Below are 22,447 nucleotides of genomic sequence, written 5' to 3' on the forward strand. Positions count from 1 at the left end.
GCGATGCGCATCAGCCAGCTGGATCTGATCAAGTACGGCAAGTTCACCGACGAGACGCTGCGGTTCCCGTCGGCCGGCGAGGATTTTCACGTGATCGTCGGGCCGAACGAGGCCGGCAAGTCGACGATTCGCACGGCCGTGTCCGAGTTGCTGTTCGGGATGAAGCTCCAGACGCCGCTCGATTTCCTGCACAGCACGCCCGAGCTGCGGATCGGCGGCGTGCTGGAGAACGGCAGCGGCGAACTGTCGTTTCACCGTGCGCGCGGACGCAGTCCGTTGCGCACGCCGGCCGACGACAAGCTGCCCGACGATTACCTTGCCGCGATCCTCGATGGCGCGACGCGTGAATTCTTCGAGCAGATGTTCGGGCTCGATCACGGGCGGCTGGTCGACGGTGGCCGAAGCATTCTCGATGCATCCGACAAGCTCGGGCAGGTGCTGTTCGAATCGGCCGCCGGCGTCGGCAGTCTCGGGCCGGTGCGCGAGGAGCTCGATGCGCGCTCGGTCGAGCTGTGGGCGCCGCGTCGGAGCGGCAGTGCGTTTGCGCTGGCCGAAACATCGTTCAACGAAGCCGTGACCGAATTGAAAACGGTCCAGGTGCGCACGCGCGACTGGGTCGATCGCAAGGACGCGCGCGAAGCGGTCGAACAGCAGATCGAGCAGGCGCGTGCGGAACAGCGCCGGCTCGAAACGCTGCGCTCGAAGCTCGAACGCGTGCGTCGGCTCGCGCCGTATCTGAAGGAGCTGACGGTCAAGGACGCCGCGCTGGCCGAACTGGGCGCGGTCGTCGAGTTGCCGCCGACCGCGTATGCCGATCTGCTGAAGGCGCAGGGCGATCTCGCGGCCGAGCAGAAGGTGCTCGAAGAACGGCGCGCCGACCTGCTCGCGAAACGGCAGGCGCGCGATGCGATCGATGCGGACGCCGACACGCTGGCGCTCGAAGCCGATATTGAAGCGCTCGACCGGTTGCGCGGCGCGTGCATGAATCATGCGCAGGATCTGCTGCTGCTCGGCGCTGACGTCGAGCGGCATGTGTCCGCCGCTTGTGCGGCGGCCGACCAGCTCGACTGGCCGACGGACGAAGCGTCGCTGCGCGCGTCGCTGCCGACGGCGCTGTCGCTGAAGACCGTCGCGAACCTGTTGCGTGAACACGGCGCGCTGCACCAGGCGCTCGCCGGTGCGCGCGAATCGCTCGACGAACGCACGCGCGAGCTTGCGCAAGTGCAGGAACAGCAGGCGCGCCTGTCGACCGTCGACGTGCCGGAGGCGCTGCGCGCGGCGCTGGCCGATGCGCAAGGCTTTCGCAACAGCGGCCAGCGCGAGCAGGCGCTGGAGCACGAGATCGCTGCCGCCGAACGCACGCTGTCGGGCGCGCTCGATGCGCTCGGCCAGTGGCGCATGCCGGTCGATACGCTGCGCGCGCTCGACGTGCCGTCGGCGGCGCGGCTCGGCGCGCTGCTGAAGGAAGACAGCGAGCACGCGAGCGCGGCCGCTGCGGCACGTGACGCACGGGACAGCGCGTTCGAGGAACTCGAGCGGCTCGAACTGCAGGAGAAGCATTTCGCGGAGAACCACAAGGTCGTCACGACCGCCGACGTGCTGGCGGCGCGTGCGCGGCGCGATGGCGCGTGGGGAGATATCCGCAGTGGCGCAGTCGATCTCGCCACGGGCGCACCGGCAGTCGACGACGCGATTCGCCTCGCCGACGAACTCGTCGACGCACAGCTCGGTGCCACGCAGGCGGCCGCGACGCTGCAATCGTTGCGTCAGCAGGTCGAATCCGCACGCGTGGGCGTGGCACGCCGGCAGTCCGCGCTGGACGAACGCGAGCGCGGACTGACTGCACATCGCGACGCCTGGGCCGCACTCGCTACGACGGCCGCAGTGCCGGGCATGCCGCTGGCGGCAATGAGCGACTGGCTCGCGAAGCGCGAAACGGTGTTCGCCGCACAGGCGGATCTCGACCGTCAGCGCCGCGAATTCGATGCGATGCGTGCTGCCCGGGCCGGCGCGGAATCAGCGCTGCGTGCGGCGCTGCGCACGGTATCGCGCGGTGGCGAGTCGGACGGGCTGGCCGCGCTCGTCGCGATCGCCGAGACCTTTGTGCAGTCGGCCGAGAAGGCGATTGCACAGAAGGACAGCCTGGACGACCGCGCGCGGGAAGCCGACCGCGGATGTGCGACGGCGCAATCGCGGGCCGGCCATGCGCAGACGGCCTACGATGCATGGCGTGCGCAATGGCATGACGCGCTGGCTGACGCGAAGCTGTCCGCGAGCGCGACGACGCTGGCCGCGGCGGAAGGTGCGCTCGGGCTCGCGAACGCGGTGACGGCCGAGCTGGCCGATGCCGACGCGCCGCGCAACCGGATCGCCGCGATCCGTGCGGAACTGGCCGCGCTCGAGGCCGGCGCGCGGCGGCTTGCCGAAGCGCTTGCACCGGAATGGCTCGCGAGCGGCGACTGGCCGGACGTCGCGCGACGGTTGACGATGCGCCTCGCGGCCGCCAGGGAAATCGCACGCGCGATCGGGCGTGCCGACGAGGCCGTGCGGCAGGCAGACGGCAAGGTTGCGGACGCGGTCGCCGCGGTGGCCGGTGCGGATGCACGAATTCAGCCGCTGCTTCAGCTGGCCGGTGTCGCGTCGATCGACGCGGCGCTGCCGCTGGCCGAGCGCTCGGATCGTCAGCGCCAGCTTCGGCAGGCGGTCGACGCCGCGCACGAGGCATTGGTGCGCGATGGCGACGGGCTTTCCCGGTCCGCCGTCGAAACGGAGGTCGCGGCGCAGGACATTGCCGACGTGCCGGCGCATCTCGAAGCGGTGAAGCAGTCGCTGGGCGATGTCGGCAAGCGGTTGAACGAGCTGTCGCAGCAGCAGGTCGTGGCCGACCAGGCGTTCGGCGCGATCGACGGCCAGGCGAATGCGGCCGTCGCCGAGTCGAAACGGCAGGAAGCACTGGCGGCGATGGGCGATGCGGCTGAACAGTATCTGGAGGCGGCCACCGCGAGCCGCTTGCTGAAGTGGGCGACGGATCGCTATCGCGACCAGAAGCAGGGGCCGATGCTCAGGCGCGCGGGCGAGATCTTCGCGGGGCTCACGCTCGGCGAATTCGCGAAGCTGACCGTCGATACCGAACGGACGCCGCCTGCGCTGTATGCGCGGCGCACGAAGGGAACGTCGGTCGAGGTTGCGGGATTGAGCGAAGGCACGCGCGACCAGTTGTTCCTCGCGCTGCGCATCGCGGCACTGGAGCTGCAGCTCGGCAGCCGGACCGCGCTGCCGTTCGTCGCCGACGATCTGTTTATCAATTTCGACGATGCGCGCGCGAAGGCCGGGCTCGATGCGCTGCGCGATCTGTCGACGCGAACCCAGGTGCTGTTCCTGACGCACCACGACCACCTGCTGCCGCTTGTGCGGGACGTCTTCGGCGAGCGGGTCAACGTGGTCGAGTTGCAGCGCGCGCCGGCCGGCGCGTGATGCGGGGGCGTGCCGGGATGCCGGCACACGGGAGGGGGCATCGCGTACAGGTAGTATGAGCGGTTCCGAAAGGCGCGCGGCCGGGGCAACCGGTCGCGGGTCTGGCCACACGAGGGGAAAATATGAAAAAGCTGGTAGCCGCCATCGCGTTCGCGGCGGACAAGCATCGCAATCAGCGTCGCAAGGACGAAGAGGCGTCGCCGTACATCAATCATCCGATCGCACTCGCCGACGTGCTGGCCAACGAGGCCGGTATCGAGGACGAGCGCGTGATCGTCGCGGCGGTGCTGCACGACACGGTCGAGGACACGGAGACGACCGAGCAGGAACTGCTGCGGCTGTTCGGCAAGGACGTGGCGGACATCGTGATGGAAGTCACCGACGACAAGTCGTTGCCGAAGGAGGAGCGCAAGCGCCTGCAGGTCGAGCATGCGTCGACCATCAGCCGGCGCGCGAAGCTCGTGAAGCTCGCCGACAAGATCTGCAACCTGCGCGACATCGCGCAGCATCCGCCCGCGGACTGGCCGCTCGAGCGCAAGCAGGCGTATTTCGACTGGGCGAAGTCGGTCGTCGACCCGATGCGTGGCGTGCATCCCGGTCTCGAGATGATCTTCGACACCGCATACGGTGCGCGGCCGGCGGACTGAGGCTCCTGCATGACATCGGCCCGATCCGTCGAAGCCGCCGCGCGGCAAGTGCCCGCTGTGGCGGGTGTCGACGTCGGCGGCGACAAGAAGTTATGCGACCTCGTGATCCTGCGCGGGTCGACGGTCGTCTGCCGCGAAGCGCGGATTGCACCCGAGGCGGTGCCCGCGCTGTGCGTTGCCCATGATGTCGTGGCCGTCGGCGTCGACGCACCGAGCGTGTGGTGGACGGGCGTCGGCCGCCGGGCGGCCGAACAGGCGCTCGCGCGCGAACGGATCTCGTGTTTTCCGACACCGTCGCGGGAGCAGGCCGTCGCAAGCACATCGGGCTTCTTCGACTGGATGTTCATCGGAGAACGCGTGTACCGCGCGCTGGCGGACACCTATCCATTGCTGACCGGCGAGCACTATGCGGGCGGTCGCGCGAGCTTCGAGACCTATCCGTACGCGATTACCTGCGCGATGCTGGGCAAGGCGGTGGCCTCGGCGAAGCAGAAGCGTACCCAGCGCCAGCAATTGCTGGTGCGGCTGGGAGTCGACGTGTCGACGCTGCGCTCCGTCGATGCGCGAGACGCGACCCTTTGCGCGTTGACTGCGCAATATGTGATCGACGGGAACGCGCATGCGTATGGTGATACGGAGGGTGGCTACATCCGCGTGCCGATCGTGAGCGAGTCGATCGTGCTCGACTCACTTTAGCGATGGAACGTGGCGACTGCGGGGCAGGTGCCACGGCAAGGTGAGCTTTTGCAGGAGAGGTTCGGTCTTCGTGGCGCGGATGTCGTCAGGCGTCGAGTGGTCGACCGACAAACATCAGGATTGCCGGCGCGCACGACATGAAGCCGGTGCGCCGCGCAATCCCGGGCGGCGCTGTTCAATCCTCGAGGATGGACTTCGGCACGCTGGACAGGTCGCAGGCTTGCGCTTGTTCGAAGTAGTCTTCCGCATCGTTGATCATCACGACGGCGACGTCGATCAGCTCGTCGAGCCGTTGCAGCAGCGATTCACGCCACTCGATGTCTTCATCGCGCTCGGGCGTCTTGTCCAGCTGCTCGATGATCGAATCGGCCGTCTGCAGGAAGGGGATCGCCTGCTGATAGTTTTCGATCGAGACCATCGCCGCGTTGCGCGCGCCGACCAGTCGTTCGCGGTGCTCGTCCGCCAGTTCGGATTCGCCGCTGATCCGCGGCAGTACATCCGAGATGCGCTGAAGAAGCGGCGGCGTCTGTTCTTCCAGCAGGATGGCGCGTTCGCGCAGCGCCGCATATTCGTCGCGAAGATCGGCGTCGCCGGATTGAGTCGTGCTGTCCATCGTCGATATGAGTGCGTGGTTCGGTCGCGGCATGATACTCGACAGCGCCAGGTTCCTTGTCCGTTCCGCTGGCCTCTATATAGGCGGAAAGGCGGACATACGTCATATCGATAGGGAACCACTCGCGTTGCGATCCGCGCCCGTCGAACCCAAAGCTCTCGTGCGCGTCAGCGCACGAGAGCTTTTTCAAATATTTTTCGCAAAAGGGCTTGCGGAGATCGGGGCGGATGCATAGAATCACGCCTCTTTCGCGCTAACGGAAACACGGCGCGGGAGGGAAGGGAAGCGGTGCTGTTGAGGCAGGTGGTACGGGCCTCGGCGGTACAGGAAGTTGAGCCCCGCAGTCGCAACGATGTAGTAAAAAAGTTGTTGACGAGCTGCGAAACACGGTTCATAATCTCGCTTCTCTGCTGCTGAAAACGCAGCGCTGCCGGGAAACACGAAGTTCCTCGCAGATTGCTCTTTAAAAATTAACAGCCGATAAGTGTGGGCGCTTGATGGAAGCGAGCTGATCCTCGGATCAGATAGCGAAAGTATCAAGAGTCTCACACTAAAGTAAGTCAGGTTTATGAAGTGATTCATATTCCTGTCAGCTTTGAGTGAGCGACCGGTTCTTAACCGAACCGAAAACAGTAACAGGTTTAAACTGAAGAGTTTGATCCTGGCTCAGATTGAACGCTGGCGGCATGCCTTACACATGCAAGTCGAACGGCAGCACGGGTGCTTGCACCTGGTGGCGAGTGGCGAACGGGTGAGTAATACATCGGAACATGTCCTGTAGTGGGGGATAGCCCGGCGAAAGCCGGATTAATACCGCATACGATCTATGGATGAAAGCGGGGGACCTTCGGGCCTCGCGCTATAGGGTTGGCCGATGGCTGATTAGCTAGTTGGTGGGGTAAAGGCCTACCAAGGCGACGATCAGTAGCTGGTCTGAGAGGACGACCAGCCACACTGGGACTGAGACACGGCCCAGACTCCTACGGGAGGCAGCAGTGGGGAATTTTGGACAATGGGCGAAAGCTGATCCAGCAACCTGATCAGCCGCGTGTGTGAAGAAGGCCTTCGGGTTGTAAAGCACTTTTGTCCGGAAAGAAATCCTTGGTCCTAATACGATCGGGGGATGACGGTACCGGAAGAATAAGCACCGGCTAACTACGTGCCAGCAGCCGCGGTAATACGTAGGGTGCGAGCGTTAATCGGAATTACTGGGCGTAAAGCGTGCGCAGGCGGTTTGCTAAGACCGATGTGAAATCCCCGGGCTCAACCTGGGAACTGCATTGGTGACTGGCAGGCTAGAGTATGGCAGAGGGGGGTAGAATTCCACGTGTAGCAGTGAAATGCGTAGAGATGTGGAGGAATACCGATGGCGAAGGCAGCCCCCTGGGCCAATACTGACGCTCATGCACGAAAGCGTGGGGAGCAAACAGGATTAGATACCCTGGTAGTCCACGCCCTAAACGATGTCAACTAGTTGTTGGGGATTCATTTCCTTAGTAACGTAGCTAACGCGTGAAGTTGACCGCCTGGGGAGTACGGTCGCAAGATTAAAACTCAAAGGAATTGACGGGGACCCGCACAAGCGGTGGATGATGTGGATTAATTCGATGCAACGCGAAAAACCTTACCTACCCTTGACATGGTCGGAATCCCGCTGAGAGGTGGGAGTGCTCGAAAGAGAACCGGCGCACAGGTGCTGCATGGCTGTCGTCAGCTCGTGTCGTGAGATGTTGGGTTAAGTCCCGCAACGAGCGCAACCCTTGTCCTTAGTTGCTACGCAAGAGCACTCTAAGGAGACTGCCGGTGACAAACCGGAGGAAGGTGGGGATGACGTCAAGTCCTCATGGCCCTTATGGGTAGGGCTTCACACGTCATACAATGGTCGGAACAGAGGGTTGCCAACCCGCGAGGGGGAGCTAATCCCAGAAAACCGATCGTAGTCCGGATTGCACTCTGCAACTCGAGTGCATGAAGCTGGAATCGCTAGTAATCGCGGATCAGCATGCCGCGGTGAATACGTTCCCGGGTCTTGTACACACCGCCCGTCACACCATGGGAGTGGGTTTTACCAGAAGTGGCTAGTCTAACCGCAAGGAGGACGGTCACCACGGTAGGATTCATGACTGGGGTGAAGTCGTAACAAGGTAGCCGTATCGGAAGGTGCGGCTGGATCACCTCCTTTCCAGAGCTATCTCGCAAAGTTGAGCGCTCACGCTTATCGGCTGTAAATTAAAGACAGACTCAGGGGTCTGTAGCTCAGTCGGTTAGAGCACCGTCTTGATAAGGCGGGGGTCGTTGGTTCGAATCCAACCAGACCCACCATTGTCTGACGTGTCGATGATCGTTAGCGCTTTAGCGCTTACGAGAATCCCATGCCGAGGCTGTAACACACCTGAGGTCATCTGTACTCATGGGGGCATAGCTCAGCTGGGAGAGCACCTGCTTTGCAAGCAGGGGGTCGTCGGTTCGATCCCGTCTGCCTCCACCAATCTTCAATGACAAGCGTTCGACTTGGGTCGAATCTTTGTCATTGGCGATTGAGCCAGTCAGAGTGATACGTAGTACGTATCGGCTGTCGTTCTTTAACAATCTGGAAGAAGTAAGTAATTTGGATAGCGGAAGCGTCTAATGAGATGGACGTGGAAACTATCCGGGTTGTGATTGTATCGATGTATCTCAAGATGATTCGAACTCTATGTTTGACTCAATTGGAATACGGCACAACGCGAGAACTCAACCTGTAGCGACTGTCGATGAGACAGACTCGTTATAGGGTCAAGCGAACAAGTGCATGTGGTGGATGCCTTGGCGATCACAGGCGATGAAGGACGCGGTAGCCTGCGAAAAGCTACGGGGAGCTGGCAAACAAGCTTTGATCCGTAGATGTCCGAATGGGGAAACCCACTCCTTTTGGAGTATCCATGGCTGAATACATAGGCCATGTGAAGCGAACGCGGTGAACTGAAACATCTAAGTAACCGCAGGAAAAGAAATCAACCGAGATTCCCAAAGTAGTGGCGAGCGAAATGGGATGAGCCTTGTACTCTTTATTTGTATTGTTAGCCGAACGCTCTGGAAAGTGCGGCCATAGCGGGTGATAGCCCCGTAGGCGAAAACAGTATGAAAGAACTAAGTGTACGACAAGTAGGGCGGGGACACGTGAAATCCTGTCTGAAGATGGGGGGACCATCCTCCAAGGCTAAATACTCGTGATCGACCGATAGTGAACCAGTACCGTGAGGGAAAGGCGAAAAGAACCCCGGGAGGGGAGTGAAATAGATCCTGAAACCGCATGCATACAAACAGTCGGAGCCTCGTAAGGGGTGACGGCGTACCTTTTGTATAATGGGTCAGCGACTTACGTTCAGTAGCAAGCTTAACCGTATAGGGCAGGCGTAGCGAAAGCGAGTCCGAATAGGGCGTTCAGTTGCTGGGCGTAGACCCGAAACCAAGTGATCTATCCATGGCCAGGATGAAGGTGCGGTAACACGTACTGGAGGTCCGAACCCACTAACGTTGAAAAGTTAGGGGATGAGCTGTGGATAGGGGTGAAAGGCTAAACAAACTTGGAAATAGCTGGTTCTCTCCGAAAACTATTTAGGTAGTGCCTCGTGTCTCACCTTCGGGGGTAGAGCACTGTCATGGTTGGGGGGTCTATTGCAGATTACCCCGCCATAGCAAACTCCGAATACCGAAGAGTGCAATCACGGGAGACAGACATCGGGTGCTAACGTCCGGTGTCAAGAGGGAAACAACCCAGACCGCCAGCTAAGGTCCCCAAATATAGCTAAGTGGGAAACGAAGTGGGAAGGCTAAAACAGTCAGGAGGTTGGCTTAGAAGCAGCCACCCTTTAAAGAAAGCGTAATAGCTCACTGATCGAGTCGTCCTGCGCGGAAGATGTAACGGGGCTAAGCTATATACCGAAGCTGCGGATGCGTGCTTTGCACGCATGGTAGGAGAGCGTTCCGTAAGCCTGCGAAGGTGCGTTGAAAAGCGTGCTGGAGGTATCGGAAGTGCGAATGCTGACATGAGTAGCGATAAAGGGGGTGAAAGGCCCCCTCGCCGTAAGCCCAAGGTTTCCTACGCAACGTTCATCGGCGTAGGGTGAGTCGGCCCCTAAGGCGAGGCAGAAATGCGTAGCTGATGGGAAGCAGGTCAATATTCCTGCACCATTGTTAGATGCGATGGGGGGACGGATCGCGGAAGGTTGTCCGGGTGTTGGAAGTCCCGGTCGCTGCATTGGAGAAGGCGCTTAGGCAAATCCGGGCGCGTAATTCAAGGGTGTGGCGCGAGCTCCTTAGGGAGCGAAGCAATTGGAAGTGGTTCCAAGAAAAGCCTCTAAGCTTCAGTCTAACGATGACCGTACCGCAAACCGACACAGGTGGGCGAGATGAGTATTCTAAGGCGCTTGAGAGAACTCGGGAGAAGGAACTCGGCAAATTGGTACCGTAACTTCGGGATAAGGTACGCCCTTGTAGCTTGATGCCCCTGCGGGCAGAGGGTGAAGGGGTTGCAATAAACTGGTGGCTGCGACTGTTTAATAAAAACACAGCACTCTGCAAACACGAAAGTGGACGTATAGGGTGTGACGCCTGCCCGGTGCCGGAAGATTAAATGATGGGGTGCAAGCTCTTGATTGAAGTCCCGGTAAACGGCGGCCGTAACTATAACGGTCCTAAGGTAGCGAAATTCCTTGTCGGGTAAGTTCCGACCTGCACGAATGGCGTAACGATGGCCACACTGTCTCCTCCCGAGACTCAGCGAAGTTGAAGTGTTTGTGATGATGCAATCTACCCGCGGCTAGACGGAAAGACCCCATGAACCTTTACTGTAGCTTTGCATTGGACTTTGAACCGATCTGTGTAGGATAGGTGGGAGGCTATGAAACCGGAACGCTAGTTTCGGTGGAGCCGTCCTTGAAATACCACCCTGGTTTGTTTGAGGTTCTAACCTTGGCCCGTGATCCGGGTCGGGGACAGTGCATGGTAGGCAGTTTGACTGGGGCGGTCTCCTCCCAAAGCGTAACGGAGGAGTACGAAGGTACGCTAGGTACGGTCGGAAATCGTGCTGATAGTGCAATGGCATAAGCGTGCTTAACTGCGAGACCGACAAGTCGAGCAGGTGCGAAAGCAGGTCATAGTGATCCGGTGGTTCTGTATGGAAGGGCCATCGCTCAACGGATAAAAGGTACTCTGGGGATAACAGGCTGATACCGCCCAAGAGTTCATATCGACGGCGGTGTTTGGCACCTCGATGTCGGCTCATCTCATCCTGGGGCTGTAGCCGGTCCCAAGGGTATGGCTGTTCGCCATTTAAAGAGGTACGTGAGCTGGGTTTAAAACGTCGTGAGACAGTTTGGTCCCTATCTGCCGTGGGCGTTGGATATTTGAAGGGGGCTGCTCCTAGTACGAGAGGACCGGAGTGGACGAACCTCTGGTGTACCGGTTGTCACGCCAGTGGCATCGCCGGGTAGCTATGTTCGGAAGAGATAACCGCTGAAAGCATCTAAGCGGGAAACTCGCCTTAAGATGAGATATCCCTGGGGACTAGATCCCCTTGAAGGGTCGTTCGAGACCAGGACGTTGATAGGTCAGGTGTGTAAGCGCAGTAATGCGTTCAGCTAACTGATACTAATTGCCCGTAAGGCTTGATCCTATAACAAGTCTGCCTTGTAGATCGGCGCCGTGCGCAAGCACTGGCTGCAGGATCCAGAGCGACAAGTTGGATTCTCGTGTGTGATACACACAACTCAAAAATTACTGCTTCTTCCAAGATTGGTTGTGCTGCGAAGCCAGCACAACAACCCTCTTTGCCTGATGACCATAGCGAGTCGGTCCCACCCCTTCCCATCCCGAACAGGACCGTGAAACGACTCTACGCCGATGATAGTGCGGATTCCCGTGTGAAAGTAGGTAATCGTCAGGCTCCCTAAGCCAGAAACCCCCGCCCGAAAGGCGGGGGTTTTTGCATTTCGGCGACGGAAATGCACGTCGAATGGCAGGTGACGACGCGACCAGTGCCAATCCTTCGAAAACACCCCCAGTCAGGAAACGACAACCGTAAATTCGACGCCTGATTCGAAGTCCAGCGTTGTAGTCGAAAACCGCGGATCGTTGTCGAGATAGTGCTTGTACGATCGAACGGCGTCCTCGGCGGTGTACATATTGTCGGCAAGTACCACCGATCCCGGGCGCAGCAGGCGCTCGATCTGCTTGAACAGTTTCAGATAGGCATCGGCCCATACATCGATAAATACCATGTCGAACGTACCCTCCAGATCGGCAACGGTGTCGAATACGTTGGTTCCGTCATCGACGAACCCGGGCGATGCTATGTCCTTCGAGTGAGCGTGATCGCGCGTTCGGGACACGCCGTCACGCAAAGTCCGCATGACTGGCAGGCTTGTGCATTCGGCGTGTAGGCGACTTTCATTCCGTGCACGCGCTGCTTCAGGCGATGCATCAGACCGAGGCCGAGGTAATCGGCGCTGTCGATGCGCCGGATCTCAAACACGTTCTCGGGGCAAACGGCGATGCAATCTCCCTTGCCCTCGCAACGTTTCAGATCGACGATCGGCGCAATCACACCCGGCTTCTGTTTGCAGTCGCCCGTTGATTTCTCGCGCATGATCACTCTCCCGTGCGCGGGTTGCTGTCCGATCGCCATGCGGCCCGAACACGCTCGCGTTCTTCCGGCGTCATGGATTCCCACTTGCGCCAGTGGCGCCGGCCGTGCCAGCCGCGGTGCCCGCGAAATCCGCCGAACAGAATGCGGCTCAACACGAGCAGGCCCAGCGCATGGGCGAAGTCGATCGTACGGGCGCCGACGAACAGCGCCGGAATCACCCAGTTCCACAGCATCATGACGACCCATCCGAGCACGCCTATGGCAATCACCGCGAACAGCGCCTTGCCGGCACATCTGATTCGAAAATTCATTCGTCGACTCCTCTAGATATCCAGTTCATCAAAAATGGGCTGCAGTCGGGCGCGCAGATGCAAGACCGCATAGCGTTTGCGCGCGAGCAGGGTATTGAGCGCGATACCGCTTTGCGCGGTCATCTCCTTGAAGGACTGCCCTTCCAGTTCATGCGCGATAAAAACCTCACGCTGATTCGGTGGCAACTCGTCGAGTGCATCCTGCAACGCCTTGAGCACCAGCGTGCGAGCGTAGAGCGCTTCGGGGCCGGCATCGTGTGCCGGGAGCGCGAGGTCCAGGCGATACTCGCTGCTCGTTTCGTCCTCGGCGTCGAGCAGGTCGGCCAGCGGCTGCTCTTTCTTTTTGCGAAAACGATCGATGATGCGGTTGCGCGCGGTACGGAAAAGCCACGCGCTCGCCTGTTCGATGGGAGCTGGCAGCCGATAGGCTTGTACGAATTCGTAAAACACGTCCTGCAGGATGTCCTCGGCATCGTCCGGGTCGCGGATCCGACGCCGGATGAAATTGGCTAGCCTCGTTCGTTCGCGCATCACCGTCGCAGTGATGTCGCGGTCTGGGTCGGTCATCATGTGCGAAGTGGGTGGCGATTCCATGCCTGTGAAGACGTTTCAGGCGCCCGAATATTGTGACGCGCGTGAAAATCCGCTGCCGAACGCATCGCCTCCATGCACCACGGACAGTTGGCACGGAAGTCCGGTCCTGCCGAATCAGTCCCGCCTTCCTCCCGCGGCTCCGCAGCCTCGCCGGACCCTTGTCCGAACTGGTCAGGCCAGTCAGGCCTTAAGTTCCCGTTGCCGCGGTCGTTAAACAGGTCGTTGCCGGCCTTCGGCGACCCCATTCAAAAAACGCGGTAACGGAGATCGAAGTCATCATGCTGTCCTCGATTCGTGCTCGGATACTTGCGACCTGCGTCGCCATCGTGGTCACGGCGCTGGCCGTGACGGGGGGGCTGGTCTATTACGTCGTCAAGAACCACAACGACGAGACCATCGACCAGAACCACAAGTCGATCCTCGCCGGTCACGCGCTGGCGATCAACGAATGGGTGGCCAGCAGGGGACGGGAAACCCAGGCACTCGCCGACACAATCGCGATCGGCGAAGGCGACCCGCTGCCGGCGTTGAAACTGCTCGGTAAGTCGGGCGGCTTCGAGGTGCTGACGCTTGGTCTTCCGGACAAGACCGCGTTCTCGAACGTCCCGCTCGCGCCCGGCTACGACCCGACCGCACGGCCCTGGTACAAGCAAGCCGTCAGCGCGGGCCAACTGGTCGTGACGGCACTCTACCGCGATGCGACGACCGGCAAGCCGGCGTTCGCGTTCGCGGTGCCCGTGGTGCGCGACGGCACGGTGAAGGGCGTGCTGGCCGCCAGCCTGTTCATGGAGAGCGTGAGCGCGATCGTCACCTCCGTTCACCCGACACCGGCGAGCTTCGCGTTCCTGGTGGACAAGAGCGGGCGCGTGATCGCATCGGCCAAGACCGACCTGATCATGAAGCCTGCGACCGGTCTTTCGCCGGCGCTCGATTCCGATCACCTCGGCGCGCTGCAGACGGCGTCTACGCCTGTCGCGGTCGACATCGACGGGGCCACCAAGCTGGTGCGCGCACAGCCGATCGCCGGCACCGACTGGTCGCTGGTGCTCGCGCTCGACAAGGCCGACGTGACGGCCGGCATGCGCGCGGTCGCGACGACGACGCTGGCTGCCATCCTGATCGTTGCCGTCATCGCGGCGGCGCTCGTCGGCGCGATGACGAACGCGGCCTTCAAGCGCATCCTGCTGGTTCGCGATGCGCTCACGGACGTCTCGAGCGGCAGCGGCGACCTGACGAAACGCCTGCCTGCCGACGGCGAGGACGAAGCCGCGCAGATCGCGCATGCGTTCAACCTGTTTGCCGAAAAGATCAGCACGATCCTGCTGCAGATTCGCGAATTCAGCGAATCCGTCAACCTCGCGAGCGCCGAGATCGCACAGGGCAACCAGGATCTGTCGAGCCGGACTGAACATGCGGCGTCGAGCTTGCAGGAAACGGCCGCCGCACTCGAGGAAATCGCCGGCACGGCCCGCAACTCGGCCGATGCGGCAAGTCAGGTGAGCCGTCTGGCCGAATCCGCGTCGAATGTCGCGCTGCGCGGCGGCTCGGTCGTGAGCGAGGTCGTGTCGACGATGAACGACATCACGCAAGCGTCCGGCGAGATTGCCAACATCGTAGGCGTGATCGACGGCATCGCATTCCAGACCAACATTCTCGCGTTGAACGCTGCCGTCGAGGCCGCACGCGCGAACGAGCACGGCCGCGGTTTTGCGGTCGTTGCCGGCGAGGTGCGTGCACTCGCGCAGCGCAGCGCGCAGGCCGCCAAGGAGATCAAGCAGCTGATTCACTCGTCGGTCGAGAAGATCGAAGGCGGCTCCGGACTCGTCCAGACGGCCGGTGCGACGATGGACGAAATCGTCGAGGGCGTGCGCAGCATCACGGGCGTGATTGCCGAGATTACCGTGGCAGCGAAGGAGCAGAGCACGGGGCTCGAGCAGGTGAATCAGGCTGTGTCGCATCTCGACAATGCGACACAGCAGAATGCGGCGCTCGTCGAGCAGTCGGCGGCCGCGGCAGCGTTGTTGCGCGAGCAGGCCGCCAGGCTTGCGCAGACGGTCGGAGAGTTCAAGCTCGAGGACAACCGTGCATTGACGTTGCAGCCTGCTTGACGAGGTGCGACCGGCTACGTCCATCGGCGGCACGGGCGGGCGCAGCATCCTTCACGTATGCGTGAATGCCCGGACAGCCGGAATCGGGCGTTGCCTACATGACCTGCGAAGCATGCCCGGCGACGATTCTCCAGCCAGTGCCCGAGCGGCGCCAGAGGCGCGTATAGGCAAACGTGCCGCCGAACGCCACGCCGTCGAAATGGCCGGCGAGGGTCGCTTGCGTCGTCGTCAGAATCAGCTCGTCGATCGCGCATGCGCGCATTTCGTGGACGTCGAGCTTCTCCAGGCGCAGAAGCTTTGCGCGATGCGCGGCCAGATCGTCCTCCTTCGAGATGACCTGGCCGGTCGGGACGGTAAATACCAACTGGTCGTCCAGCAGCGCATCGAGCGCGTCGACATCGTTGACCTGCATCGCCGCGCATAACGCAGTTTCAAAAGGTTCGATAACGGTACGGATTGCATCCATGTCGGATCCTCGCTTCATCCTTGAAGGGTTGAGACTGCGCACGCAGTGGCGACGGCGGACGAAGGCTACCGCGCATTCGACAGCGCCTGACGTCGCACCAGCATCACCGCGCAGATGCCGATCGACGCGATGACGTTGACGACCGGATAAAACGCGACCGCGACACTCCACGTGCTCAGTGCCAGTAACGCCAGCGCGTACTTGAGCACGCACAGTGCGAAATAGGCGAGGCTCTCGCTCCACGGATCGCGGATCGTCTTGCGCACGGTCGGGCCGAGGCCGGCCAGCTCGATCAGCGTGACCAGGCAGATCGAGATCGTCGGGTCGTCGGTGAGCATCCACAGCGGAATGGCCGACAGCGCCGCGCCCAGAAAAACCCAGTCGAGGCCGGTCCAGCCGCGTTCGCCGCGAAAGATACTTGCCACCAGCGTCAGAAAGCACGTGACGGCAATCGCCGCCGTGCACCACGCGGACGGCCCCGCACCTGAAACGAACTGGCCGGCCGCCGCGATCGCCGTGACGACCGACCAGACGAGCCACGTGAACAGATGCGGGCGCACGGTGCGTCGGTAGATCGCGAGCGCGTACGGAATCGCCGCCAGCAAGGACACGGCCGTGCCGATCACGCCAAAGATCGATGCGGCACCCTGATCGACACTCACCATCGACGCACCTCGCTCGGACTGGCCGACCAGTATGTGGTCGGACGAATCGCGGCGCAATGTCGTGCTGGCGCTTGTGCTCCGGAACGCCGAAGAAATCCAACCCCAAAACAAACGGCACCGGGATCGTGAAGCGGCAGGAAAACCCACTGTACGACGGTCGAATGAATAGAAATAACCTCTTCAATGAGAAGAAAAACTGTTCTTTCAAATCTCTTTTTGATGACCGACAGTTTGCCAACCGGACGACTGCTGCGATGCCCGGCGGTCATGGCCAAGGTCGTGGCTGCCAACGTCGGTCGTCGGGTCGAATCCAGGCGGAGCGCAACACACAAGCGCCGGGTCGTCACAACGGAGTCTTGAATGAACCCAACTTCAGCAGAAAACCATCAGCACGCGGACTGGAGACGTCTCGCGGCGCAGGTCATCCCGAGAACGCTTGCGCATATCGACGGCCGCAGCGTGCCGGCGCGCAGCGGCCGGACGTTCGCCGCGATGAATCCGGCGACCGAGGCCGTCATCGCGGAGGTCGCGTCGTGCGACGCACCGGATGTCGACGATGCCGTGCGCGCGGCGCGCCACGCGTTCGAATCCGGCGTCTGGTCGCGCTGCGCACCGGCCGAGCGCAAGCGCGTGCTGTGCCGGCTCGGCGAACTCATCGCGGCGCATGGCGAAGAACTCGCGCTGCTCGACTCGCTCAACATGGGCAAGCGAGTCGCGGACGCGTTCAGCATCGACGTGCCGGCCGCCGGCGGCCTGTTCAGCTGGTACGGCGAAGCCGTCGACAAGCTGCATGGCGAAGTCGCGTCGACCGACCCCGGCAACCTCGCGGTCGTCACGCGTGAACCGCTGGGTGTGGTCGGCGCGGTCGTGCCGTGGAATTTCCCGCTCGACATGGTCGCGTGGAAGGTGGCGCCGGCACTCGCGGCCGGCAACAGCGTGGTGCTGAAGCCGGCGGAACAGTCGCCGCTGTCCGCGCTGCGTCTCGCGGAGCTGGCGCTCGAGGCCGGCCTGCCTCCCGGCGTGCTGAACGTCGTGCCCGGTTATGGCGAGACCGCGGGGCGCGCGCTCGGGTTGCATCCCGATGTCGACGTACTCGCGTTCACGGGATCGACGGCTATCGGCAAGAAATTCCTCGAGTATGCCGCGCAGTCGAACATGAAGCAGGTATGGCTCGAATGCGGCGGCAAGAGCCCGAACCTCGTGTTCGACGATACGGACGATCTCGACCTCGCCGCTCGCAAGGCGTGCTTCGGCATCTTCTTCAACCAGGGCGAAGTGTGTTCCGCGAACTCGCGGCTGCTGGTCCAGCGCTCGATCCACGACGCGTTCGTCGACCGGCTGATCTCGCATGCGGCCGCGTTCATGCCTGGCGATCCGCTCGATCCGTCGAGCGGGATGGGTGCGATCGTCGACGAGCAGCAGCATCGGCGCGTGCGCGAGTGGATCGCGCGCGGCCGCGACAGCGCAACGCTCGCGATCGGCGGCGGTGCGCCGCGTGTCGACGGCAAGGGCTACTTCATCGAACCGACGATCTTCATCGACGTGAAGCCTGACGATGCGATCGCGCGCGAGGAGATCTTCGGACCGGTGCTGTCGGTGATAGCGTTCGACACCGAGGACGAGGCCGTGCGGCTCGCGAACGACTCGATCTACGGTCTTGCCGCGTCGGTGTGGACCGGCAGCCTGTCGCGTGCGCATCGCGTAGCGGGCCGGCTGAAGGCCGGGACGGTGTCCGTCAACACGGTCGATGCACTGAGTGCGCAGACGCCGTTCGGCGGGTTCCGCCAGTCGGGCTTCGGCCGCGATCTGTCCTTGCACGCGATCGACAAGTACACGGGCCTGAAGACGACCTGGATCAGCTACTGATTCGACCCGGCGGGCCGCCAGCGGCCGCGCCGGGCTGCACAACCCCATTTTTTATCCATACAACGAACCGGAGACTTGCCCATGAATGCGCCCAACTTTCCGCATCGCACGACGCAGGACTATCAACGCAGCGACGCCGCGCACCACCTGCATGCATTCGTCGACCAGAAGGCACTGAACGAGGAAGGCGCGCGCGTGATGGTGCGCGGCGAAGGTGTATATCTATGGGATAACGACGGCAACCGCTATCTGGACGGCATGTCCGGGCTGTGGTGCACCAACGTCGGCTACGGCCGGCCGGAGCTGGTCGACGCCGCCGCGCGGCAGATGAAGGAACTGTCCTACTACAACATGTTCTTTCACACGACGCACCCGTCGGTGATCGAACTGTCGGAGCGGCTGTTCGCGCTGCTTGGCAATCGCTTCAGCCACGTGGTGTATACCAATTCGGGTTCCGAATCGAATGAGGTGCTGATCCGCACGGTGCGGCGCTTCTGGGACGTGATGGGCAAGCCGGAGAAGAAGGTGCTGATCGGCCGCGTGAACGGCTATCACGGCTCGACGGTCGGCAGTGCGTCGCTGGGCGGGATGGCGTTCATGCATGAAATGGGCGACCTGCCGATTCCGAACATCACGCACGTCGACGAACCATACTGGTACGCGAACGGCGGCGACCTGAGCCCCGAGGCGTTCGGCAAGCAAGCGGCGCTGTCGCTCGAGCGCAAGATCCTCGAGATCGGCGCGGACCGCGTCGCCGCATTCGTCGCGGAACCGTTCCAGGGCGCGGGCGGGATGATTTTCCCGCCGGACGGCTACTGGCAGGAAATCGAACGCATCTGCCGCCAGTACGACGTGCTGCTCTGCGCGGACGAAGTGATCGGCGGCTTCGGCCGTACCGGCGAGTGGTTCGCGCATCGCCACTTCGGCTTCGAGCCCGACCTGATCTGCATGGCAAAGGGGCTGACCTCGGGCTATGTGCCGATGGGCGGCCTGATCATGAGCCGGCGCGTCGGCGAAGCGCTGGTCGACAAGGGCGGCGTCTATGCGCACGGGCTGACGTATTCGGGGCACCCGGTCGCGGCCGCCGTTGCACTGGCGAACCTCGACGTGCTCGAGCGCGAGGGCCTCGTCGAGCGGACGAAGACGGATACGGGACCGTACCTGCAGAAGGCGCTGCGCGATGCGTTCGACGGCCATCCGCTCGTCGGCGAGATCCAGGGCGTAGGCGCGGTCGGCGCGATCCAGTTCGCGAAGAACAAGGCGACGCGCGAGCGCTTCGCGAACGAGGCCGACCTGACCTGGCACAGCCGGACGGTCGGTTTCGAGCTCGGTGCGATCGTGCGTTCGACCAACGGCCGCCTGATCGTGGCGCCCCCGCTGGTGATCGATCATGCGCAAATCGACGAACTGGTCGGCACGATGCGCAAGGCGGTGGATGCGACCGCGCGCGAAGTGCTCGGGATCGACTGCTGACCGGTCAGGCGACGCGCTTTCGTCCGGCGACTGGCTGGCGGAAGCGCGTTTCGCTCCGAAGCGGGTAACCGTGGCGCCGAGAATCGGGCGTCGAAGGTAGCGGGCGATCAAACGACGTGCTTGCGGCCGCGCATCAATTAGGATTGCAAATGACATTGCATTCCGGATGACGATCGTAGGCTTCAATCGGGGCCGAGCGGCCGCGTGACCCTGCTGTCCGCATACCGACACACATCACGACATCAACAAGGAGACGAAATGAGTCAGGGCGAGTCCATTGCTCATCTCGAGGAAAGCACCATCCAGCCGATTCCGCTGACCGAGCGGCATGGCAGTGCGAAGGATCTGTTCACGATCTGGTTCGGATCGAACATCATGATGCTGACGATCGTCACGGGCTCGCTTGCGACGACGGTGTTCAAGCAGCCGTTCTGGTGGGCCGCGCTCGCGACGCTCACCGGCAGCCTGATCGGCGCGGTCTTCATGGCGCTGCATTCCGCGCAGGGGCCGCAGCTCGGCGTGCCGCAGATGATCCAGACACGCGGGCAGTTCGGGTCGTTCGGCGCGCTGCTCGTGGTCGCACTGGTCGTCGTGATGTATGTCGGCTTCTTCGCGTCGAACTGCGTGTTCGGCGGGCAGGCGCTGCACAGCCTGAGTGCCGCGATTCCGCTCGATGCCGGCGTCGTCGTGATCGGCCTGATCAGTCTGCTCGGATCGATCTACGGCTACAAGCTGATCCACGCGTATGCGCGGCTGCTGAGCTGGTGCTCGGGTAGCGTGCTGGTGCTCGCGTTCGTGTGGATCATCTTCGTGCACGGGTTGCCGGGCGATACGTTCTCGAAGCATTCGCTGAACCTGTCCGGTTTCCTCGGCGCGATGTCGGTCGCCGCGCTGTGGCAGATCGCGTACGCGCCGTACGTGTCGGACTATTCGCGCTACCTGCCGCCCGATACGGGGCCGCGTACGGCATTCTGGTCGAGCTACTGGGGCTGCGTGCTCGGCTCGTTCTTTCCGATGCTGCTCGGCTGCCTGGTCGGCCTGGCAACGCCCGACGGCAACGTCGTGAGCGGTCTGACCGGCCTCACGCAGGGGATCAGCGTGCTCGTGATCGTCGTGCTGTCGTTCGGCATCGCGGCGAGCAACGCGATGGAGCTGTATTGCGGTGCGCTGTCGGCCATCACCGTGCTGCAGACGCTCTTTCCGTCGTGGTCGGGCAAGGCGCGCGCGCGGGCGATCACGGCGATCGTCCTGTGCGCCATCGCGCTCGCGATCGCGCTGTTCGGGCAGGACAATTTCCTCGCCGGCTACACGAACTTCATCCTGCTGCTGCTGTACGTGCTCGTACCGTGGACCGCGATCAACCTCGTCGACTACTACCTCGTCTGTCACGGCGAGTACGACGTCGCGTCGTTCTTCCGTCAGGACGGCGGCATCTACGGGCGCTTCAACACGATCGCGGTCGGGTCGTACGTCATCGGGATCGTCGCGCAGGCGCCGTTCATGGCGACCGATCTCTATACGGGCGAACTGGCGAGCCGGCTCGGCGGGGCGGACGTGTCATGGATCGTCGGCCTGTCGCTGACGTCGCTCGTCTACTACGCGGGTTGCAAGCTGTTCTCGCGGCCGCTGCAGGGTGTCGCGGCGAGCGTCGACTGAGTGTGTCGGGGCGTCGGCGCCTGCGCGATGTTACGGGTTGAATGTCCGCAGGCGCTTCAGGTGCGCTTCGAGCCCGAAGTCATGGCCGAGCCTTCCGGTGCGAATCTCGCGGAGGTTCGCGTCGTATTGGCGTCGCGGGACGGGCTCCCCGCGACTTTCGCACGCGTCGCGCGTCATCCGCCTGCGCTTCAAGGCTCCGCCTTCGCTTCAAGGCTCCGCCTTCGCCGCATGCACGTCACGCCGGAATGCGCCGGGGCTCGTGCCCGTCCACTTGCGGAACGCACGATGGAACGCGCTCGGTTCGGTGAAGCCGAGTTCGGTCGCGATCTCCGCGACGCTGAGCGCGTGCCCGCGCAACAGCGACTGGGCCAGCGCGCCGCGCAGTTCGTCCTTGATCGCCGCGAAGCTCTGCCCTTCGCTGCGCAGACGCCGCCGCAGCGTCGCCGGCGTCGTGCCGAGGCGAACGGCCAGCGCATCGAAGTCGGGCCACTCGGCCGCCGGTAGCGCTTTCAGGTGCGCGCGCGTTTTCGCGACCCAGCCGGTATCGTGCCGGTAGCGGACCAGCAGGTTGCCGGGCGCGCCGCGCAGGAAGGTTTTCAGCGCCTGCGCCGAGCGGATCGTCGGCAGCGCGAGATACGCGGCGTTGAACGCGAGCCGGCTGTCGGGCCGGTCGAAATGCACGGGTACGCCGAAGAACTGGTGATAGTCGCTGCGCTGGCCGGGGCTCGGGCACGCGAAATCGATGCGCTGCAGCGGAATGCGTCGGCCGATCAGCCAGCAGGCGACGCCGAGCAGGATCAGCCAGAACGTCCGGTATGCGAACGCCGGATACGGCGCGCCCGACTGCGTCAGCACGATCTGCGCCTGCCCGTCGGCCACGACGAGTTCGCCGCGCGGCTCGTCGAGCACCACGCGCAGGAACTGTAGCGCACGCCGCAGTGCCTGCTCGAGCGTGCCGGCGTGCAGCACCGCGTGGCACAGCAGCGTGAAGCTGCCTTGCCGCATCGGGCGCGCGGCGAGACCGAAGAATTCGTCGTCGAGCGTGGCGGCGATTGCCAGCCACAGCCGGCCGTACTGTTGCGGCGTGACGGGCTCGCGCACGGCGGCCGGCAGGCCGGCGGCGCGCAGCACGGGTTCCGTCGGCAGGCGTTGCCGGCGCAGGCTCGCGAGCGCGTCGTCGACGAAATCCGGCGAAATCATCTGCGGCCCCATTTTCCGCATCCTCCCGACATGGCAAAAACGATCACGAT

At 62.6% G+C, this 22,447-nt stretch carries 15 protein-coding genes, 2 tRNA genes, 3 rRNA genes and 1 pseudogene; 12 read left to right on the forward strand and 9 right to left on the reverse strand.

The window, feature by feature from the left end; genetic code table 11:
- The first annotated feature begins 3 nt into the window (after positions 1-3).
- The 3 genes from KEC55_RS31445 to KEC55_RS31455 all read left to right on the forward strand — a co-directional run bounded on the left by KEC55_RS31445 (position 4) and on the right by KEC55_RS31455 (position 4,817).
- Complete coding sequence (locus tag KEC55_RS31445) at positions 4-3,474, forward strand: ATP-binding protein (protein ID WP_282512482.1); 3,471 nt, start codon at positions 4-6, stop codon at positions 3,472-3,474.
- Between the two features lie 122 nt (positions 3,475-3,596).
- Positions 3,597-4,121: an HD domain-containing protein gene (locus KEC55_RS31450; protein WP_176051800.1), complete on the forward strand. Its 525-nt coding sequence runs from the start codon at positions 3,597-3,599 to the stop codon at positions 4,119-4,121.
- 9 nt (positions 4,122-4,130) lie between these two features.
- Positions 4,131-4,817: a DUF429 domain-containing protein gene (locus tag KEC55_RS31455; protein ID WP_282512485.1), complete on the forward strand. Its 687-nt coding sequence runs from the start codon at positions 4,131-4,133 to the stop codon at positions 4,815-4,817.
- Positions 4,818-4,992: 175 nt separating this feature from the next.
- Here the strand turns inward: KEC55_RS31455 and KEC55_RS31460 are convergent, their stop codons facing one another.
- Positions 4,993-5,430, reverse strand: coding sequence for an ATPase (locus KEC55_RS31460; protein WP_282512487.1), 438 nt, complete (start codon positions 5,428-5,430; stop codon positions 4,993-4,995).
- A gap of 643 nt (positions 5,431-6,073) precedes the next feature.
- Between KEC55_RS31460 and KEC55_RS31465 the strand changes: the two genes are divergently transcribed.
- The 5 genes from KEC55_RS31465 to rrf all read left to right on the forward strand — a co-directional run bounded on the left by KEC55_RS31465 (position 6,074) and on the right by rrf (position 11,356).
- A 16S ribosomal RNA gene (locus KEC55_RS31465) occupies positions 6,074-7,612 on the forward strand.
- Between the two features lie 63 nt (positions 7,613-7,675).
- Positions 7,676-7,752, forward strand: a tRNA-Ile gene (locus tag KEC55_RS31470).
- A gap of 90 nt (positions 7,753-7,842) precedes the next feature.
- Positions 7,843-7,918 (forward strand) — tRNA-Ala (locus KEC55_RS31475).
- A gap of 285 nt (positions 7,919-8,203) precedes the next feature.
- Positions 8,204-11,086 (forward strand): 23S ribosomal RNA (locus tag KEC55_RS31480).
- A gap of 157 nt (positions 11,087-11,243) precedes the next feature.
- Positions 11,244-11,356, forward strand: a 5S ribosomal RNA gene (rrf, locus tag KEC55_RS31485).
- The 16S, 23S and 5S rRNA genes sit together here with 2 tRNA genes alongside, the layout of an rRNA operon.
- 118 nt (positions 11,357-11,474) lie before the next feature.
- Here the strand turns inward: rrf and KEC55_RS31490 are convergent.
- From KEC55_RS31490 to KEC55_RS31505, 4 genes and pseudogenes are all read right to left on the reverse strand, one after another.
- Positions 11,475-11,732: pseudogene (locus KEC55_RS31490) on the reverse strand (O-methyltransferase); the annotation flags it as partial.
- A 29-nt stretch (positions 11,733-11,761) separates the two neighbouring features.
- The gene (locus KEC55_RS31495; protein WP_282512489.1) at positions 11,762-12,058 is read right to left on the reverse strand and encodes a 4Fe-4S dicluster domain-containing protein; all 297 of its coding nucleotides are present in this window, start codon (positions 12,056-12,058) and stop codon (positions 11,762-11,764) included.
- 2 nt (positions 12,059-12,060) lie between these two features.
- Complete coding sequence (locus KEC55_RS31500) at positions 12,061-12,369, reverse strand: hypothetical protein (RefSeq protein ID WP_282512491.1); 309 nt, start codon at positions 12,367-12,369, stop codon at positions 12,061-12,063.
- 12 nt (positions 12,370-12,381) lie between these two features.
- Positions 12,382-12,963 (reverse strand): RNA polymerase sigma factor, encoded by a 582-nt coding sequence (locus KEC55_RS31505; RefSeq protein ID WP_282512493.1) that lies wholly within the window; start codon positions 12,961-12,963, stop codon positions 12,382-12,384.
- Between the two features lie 278 nt (positions 12,964-13,241).
- On the opposite strand from KEC55_RS31505, the gene KEC55_RS31510 reads away from it, so the two are divergent.
- A complete protein-coding gene (locus KEC55_RS31510) occupies positions 13,242-15,071 on the forward strand; it encodes a methyl-accepting chemotaxis protein (RefSeq protein WP_282512495.1) in 1,830 nt (609 codons plus the stop codon).
- A 94-nt stretch (positions 15,072-15,165) separates the two neighbouring features.
- Here KEC55_RS31510 and KEC55_RS31515 read toward each other — a convergent pair whose 3' ends face one another.
- From KEC55_RS31515 to KEC55_RS31525, 3 genes are all read right to left on the reverse strand, one after another.
- Entirely contained in the window at positions 15,166-15,537 is a 372-nt protein-coding gene (locus KEC55_RS31515; RefSeq protein WP_282512497.1) for a nuclear transport factor 2 family protein, read from the reverse strand.
- 65 nt (positions 15,538-15,602) lie between these two features.
- Positions 15,603-16,202 carry a hypothetical protein gene (locus tag KEC55_RS31520; protein WP_282512499.1) on the reverse strand — a complete coding sequence of 200 codons (600 nt, stop codon included), beginning with the start codon at positions 16,200-16,202 and terminating at the stop codon, positions 15,603-15,605.
- On the reverse strand, positions 16,196-16,471 hold the full coding sequence (locus KEC55_RS31525; RefSeq protein ID WP_282512501.1) for a hypothetical protein: 276 nt from the start codon (positions 16,469-16,471) through the stop codon (positions 16,196-16,198). Before KEC55_RS31525 ends, KEC55_RS31520 begins: the two co-directional genes overlap by 7 nt.
- A gap of 91 nt (positions 16,472-16,562) precedes the next feature.
- On the opposite strand from KEC55_RS31525, the gene KEC55_RS31530 reads away from it, so the two are divergent.
- The 3 genes from KEC55_RS31530 (at position 16,563) to KEC55_RS31540 (ending at position 21,197) form a co-directional block, all read left to right on the forward strand.
- On the forward strand, positions 16,563-18,068 hold the full coding sequence (locus KEC55_RS31530) for an aldehyde dehydrogenase (protein ID WP_282512503.1): 1,506 nt from the start codon (positions 16,563-16,565) through the stop codon (positions 18,066-18,068).
- An 81-nt stretch (positions 18,069-18,149) separates the two neighbouring features.
- Positions 18,150-19,541 (forward strand): aspartate aminotransferase family protein, encoded by a 1,392-nt coding sequence (locus KEC55_RS31535; protein WP_282512505.1) that lies wholly within the window; start codon positions 18,150-18,152, stop codon positions 19,539-19,541.
- 258 nt (positions 19,542-19,799) lie between these two features.
- On the forward strand, positions 19,800-21,197 hold the full coding sequence (locus KEC55_RS31540) for a purine-cytosine permease family protein (protein WP_282512507.1): 1,398 nt from the start codon (positions 19,800-19,802) through the stop codon (positions 21,195-21,197).
- Between the two features lie 207 nt (positions 21,198-21,404).
- Here the strand turns inward: KEC55_RS31540 and KEC55_RS31545 are convergent, their stop codons facing one another.
- Positions 21,405-22,409: an AraC family transcriptional regulator gene (locus tag KEC55_RS31545; protein ID WP_282512508.1), complete on the reverse strand. Its 1,005-nt coding sequence runs from the start codon at positions 22,407-22,409 to the stop codon at positions 21,405-21,407.
- Positions 22,410-22,447: the final 38 nt, after the last annotated feature.

This window comes from Burkholderia cepacia, assembly GCF_029962485.1.
Classification (GTDB): domain Bacteria; phylum Pseudomonadota; class Gammaproteobacteria; order Burkholderiales; family Burkholderiaceae; genus Burkholderia.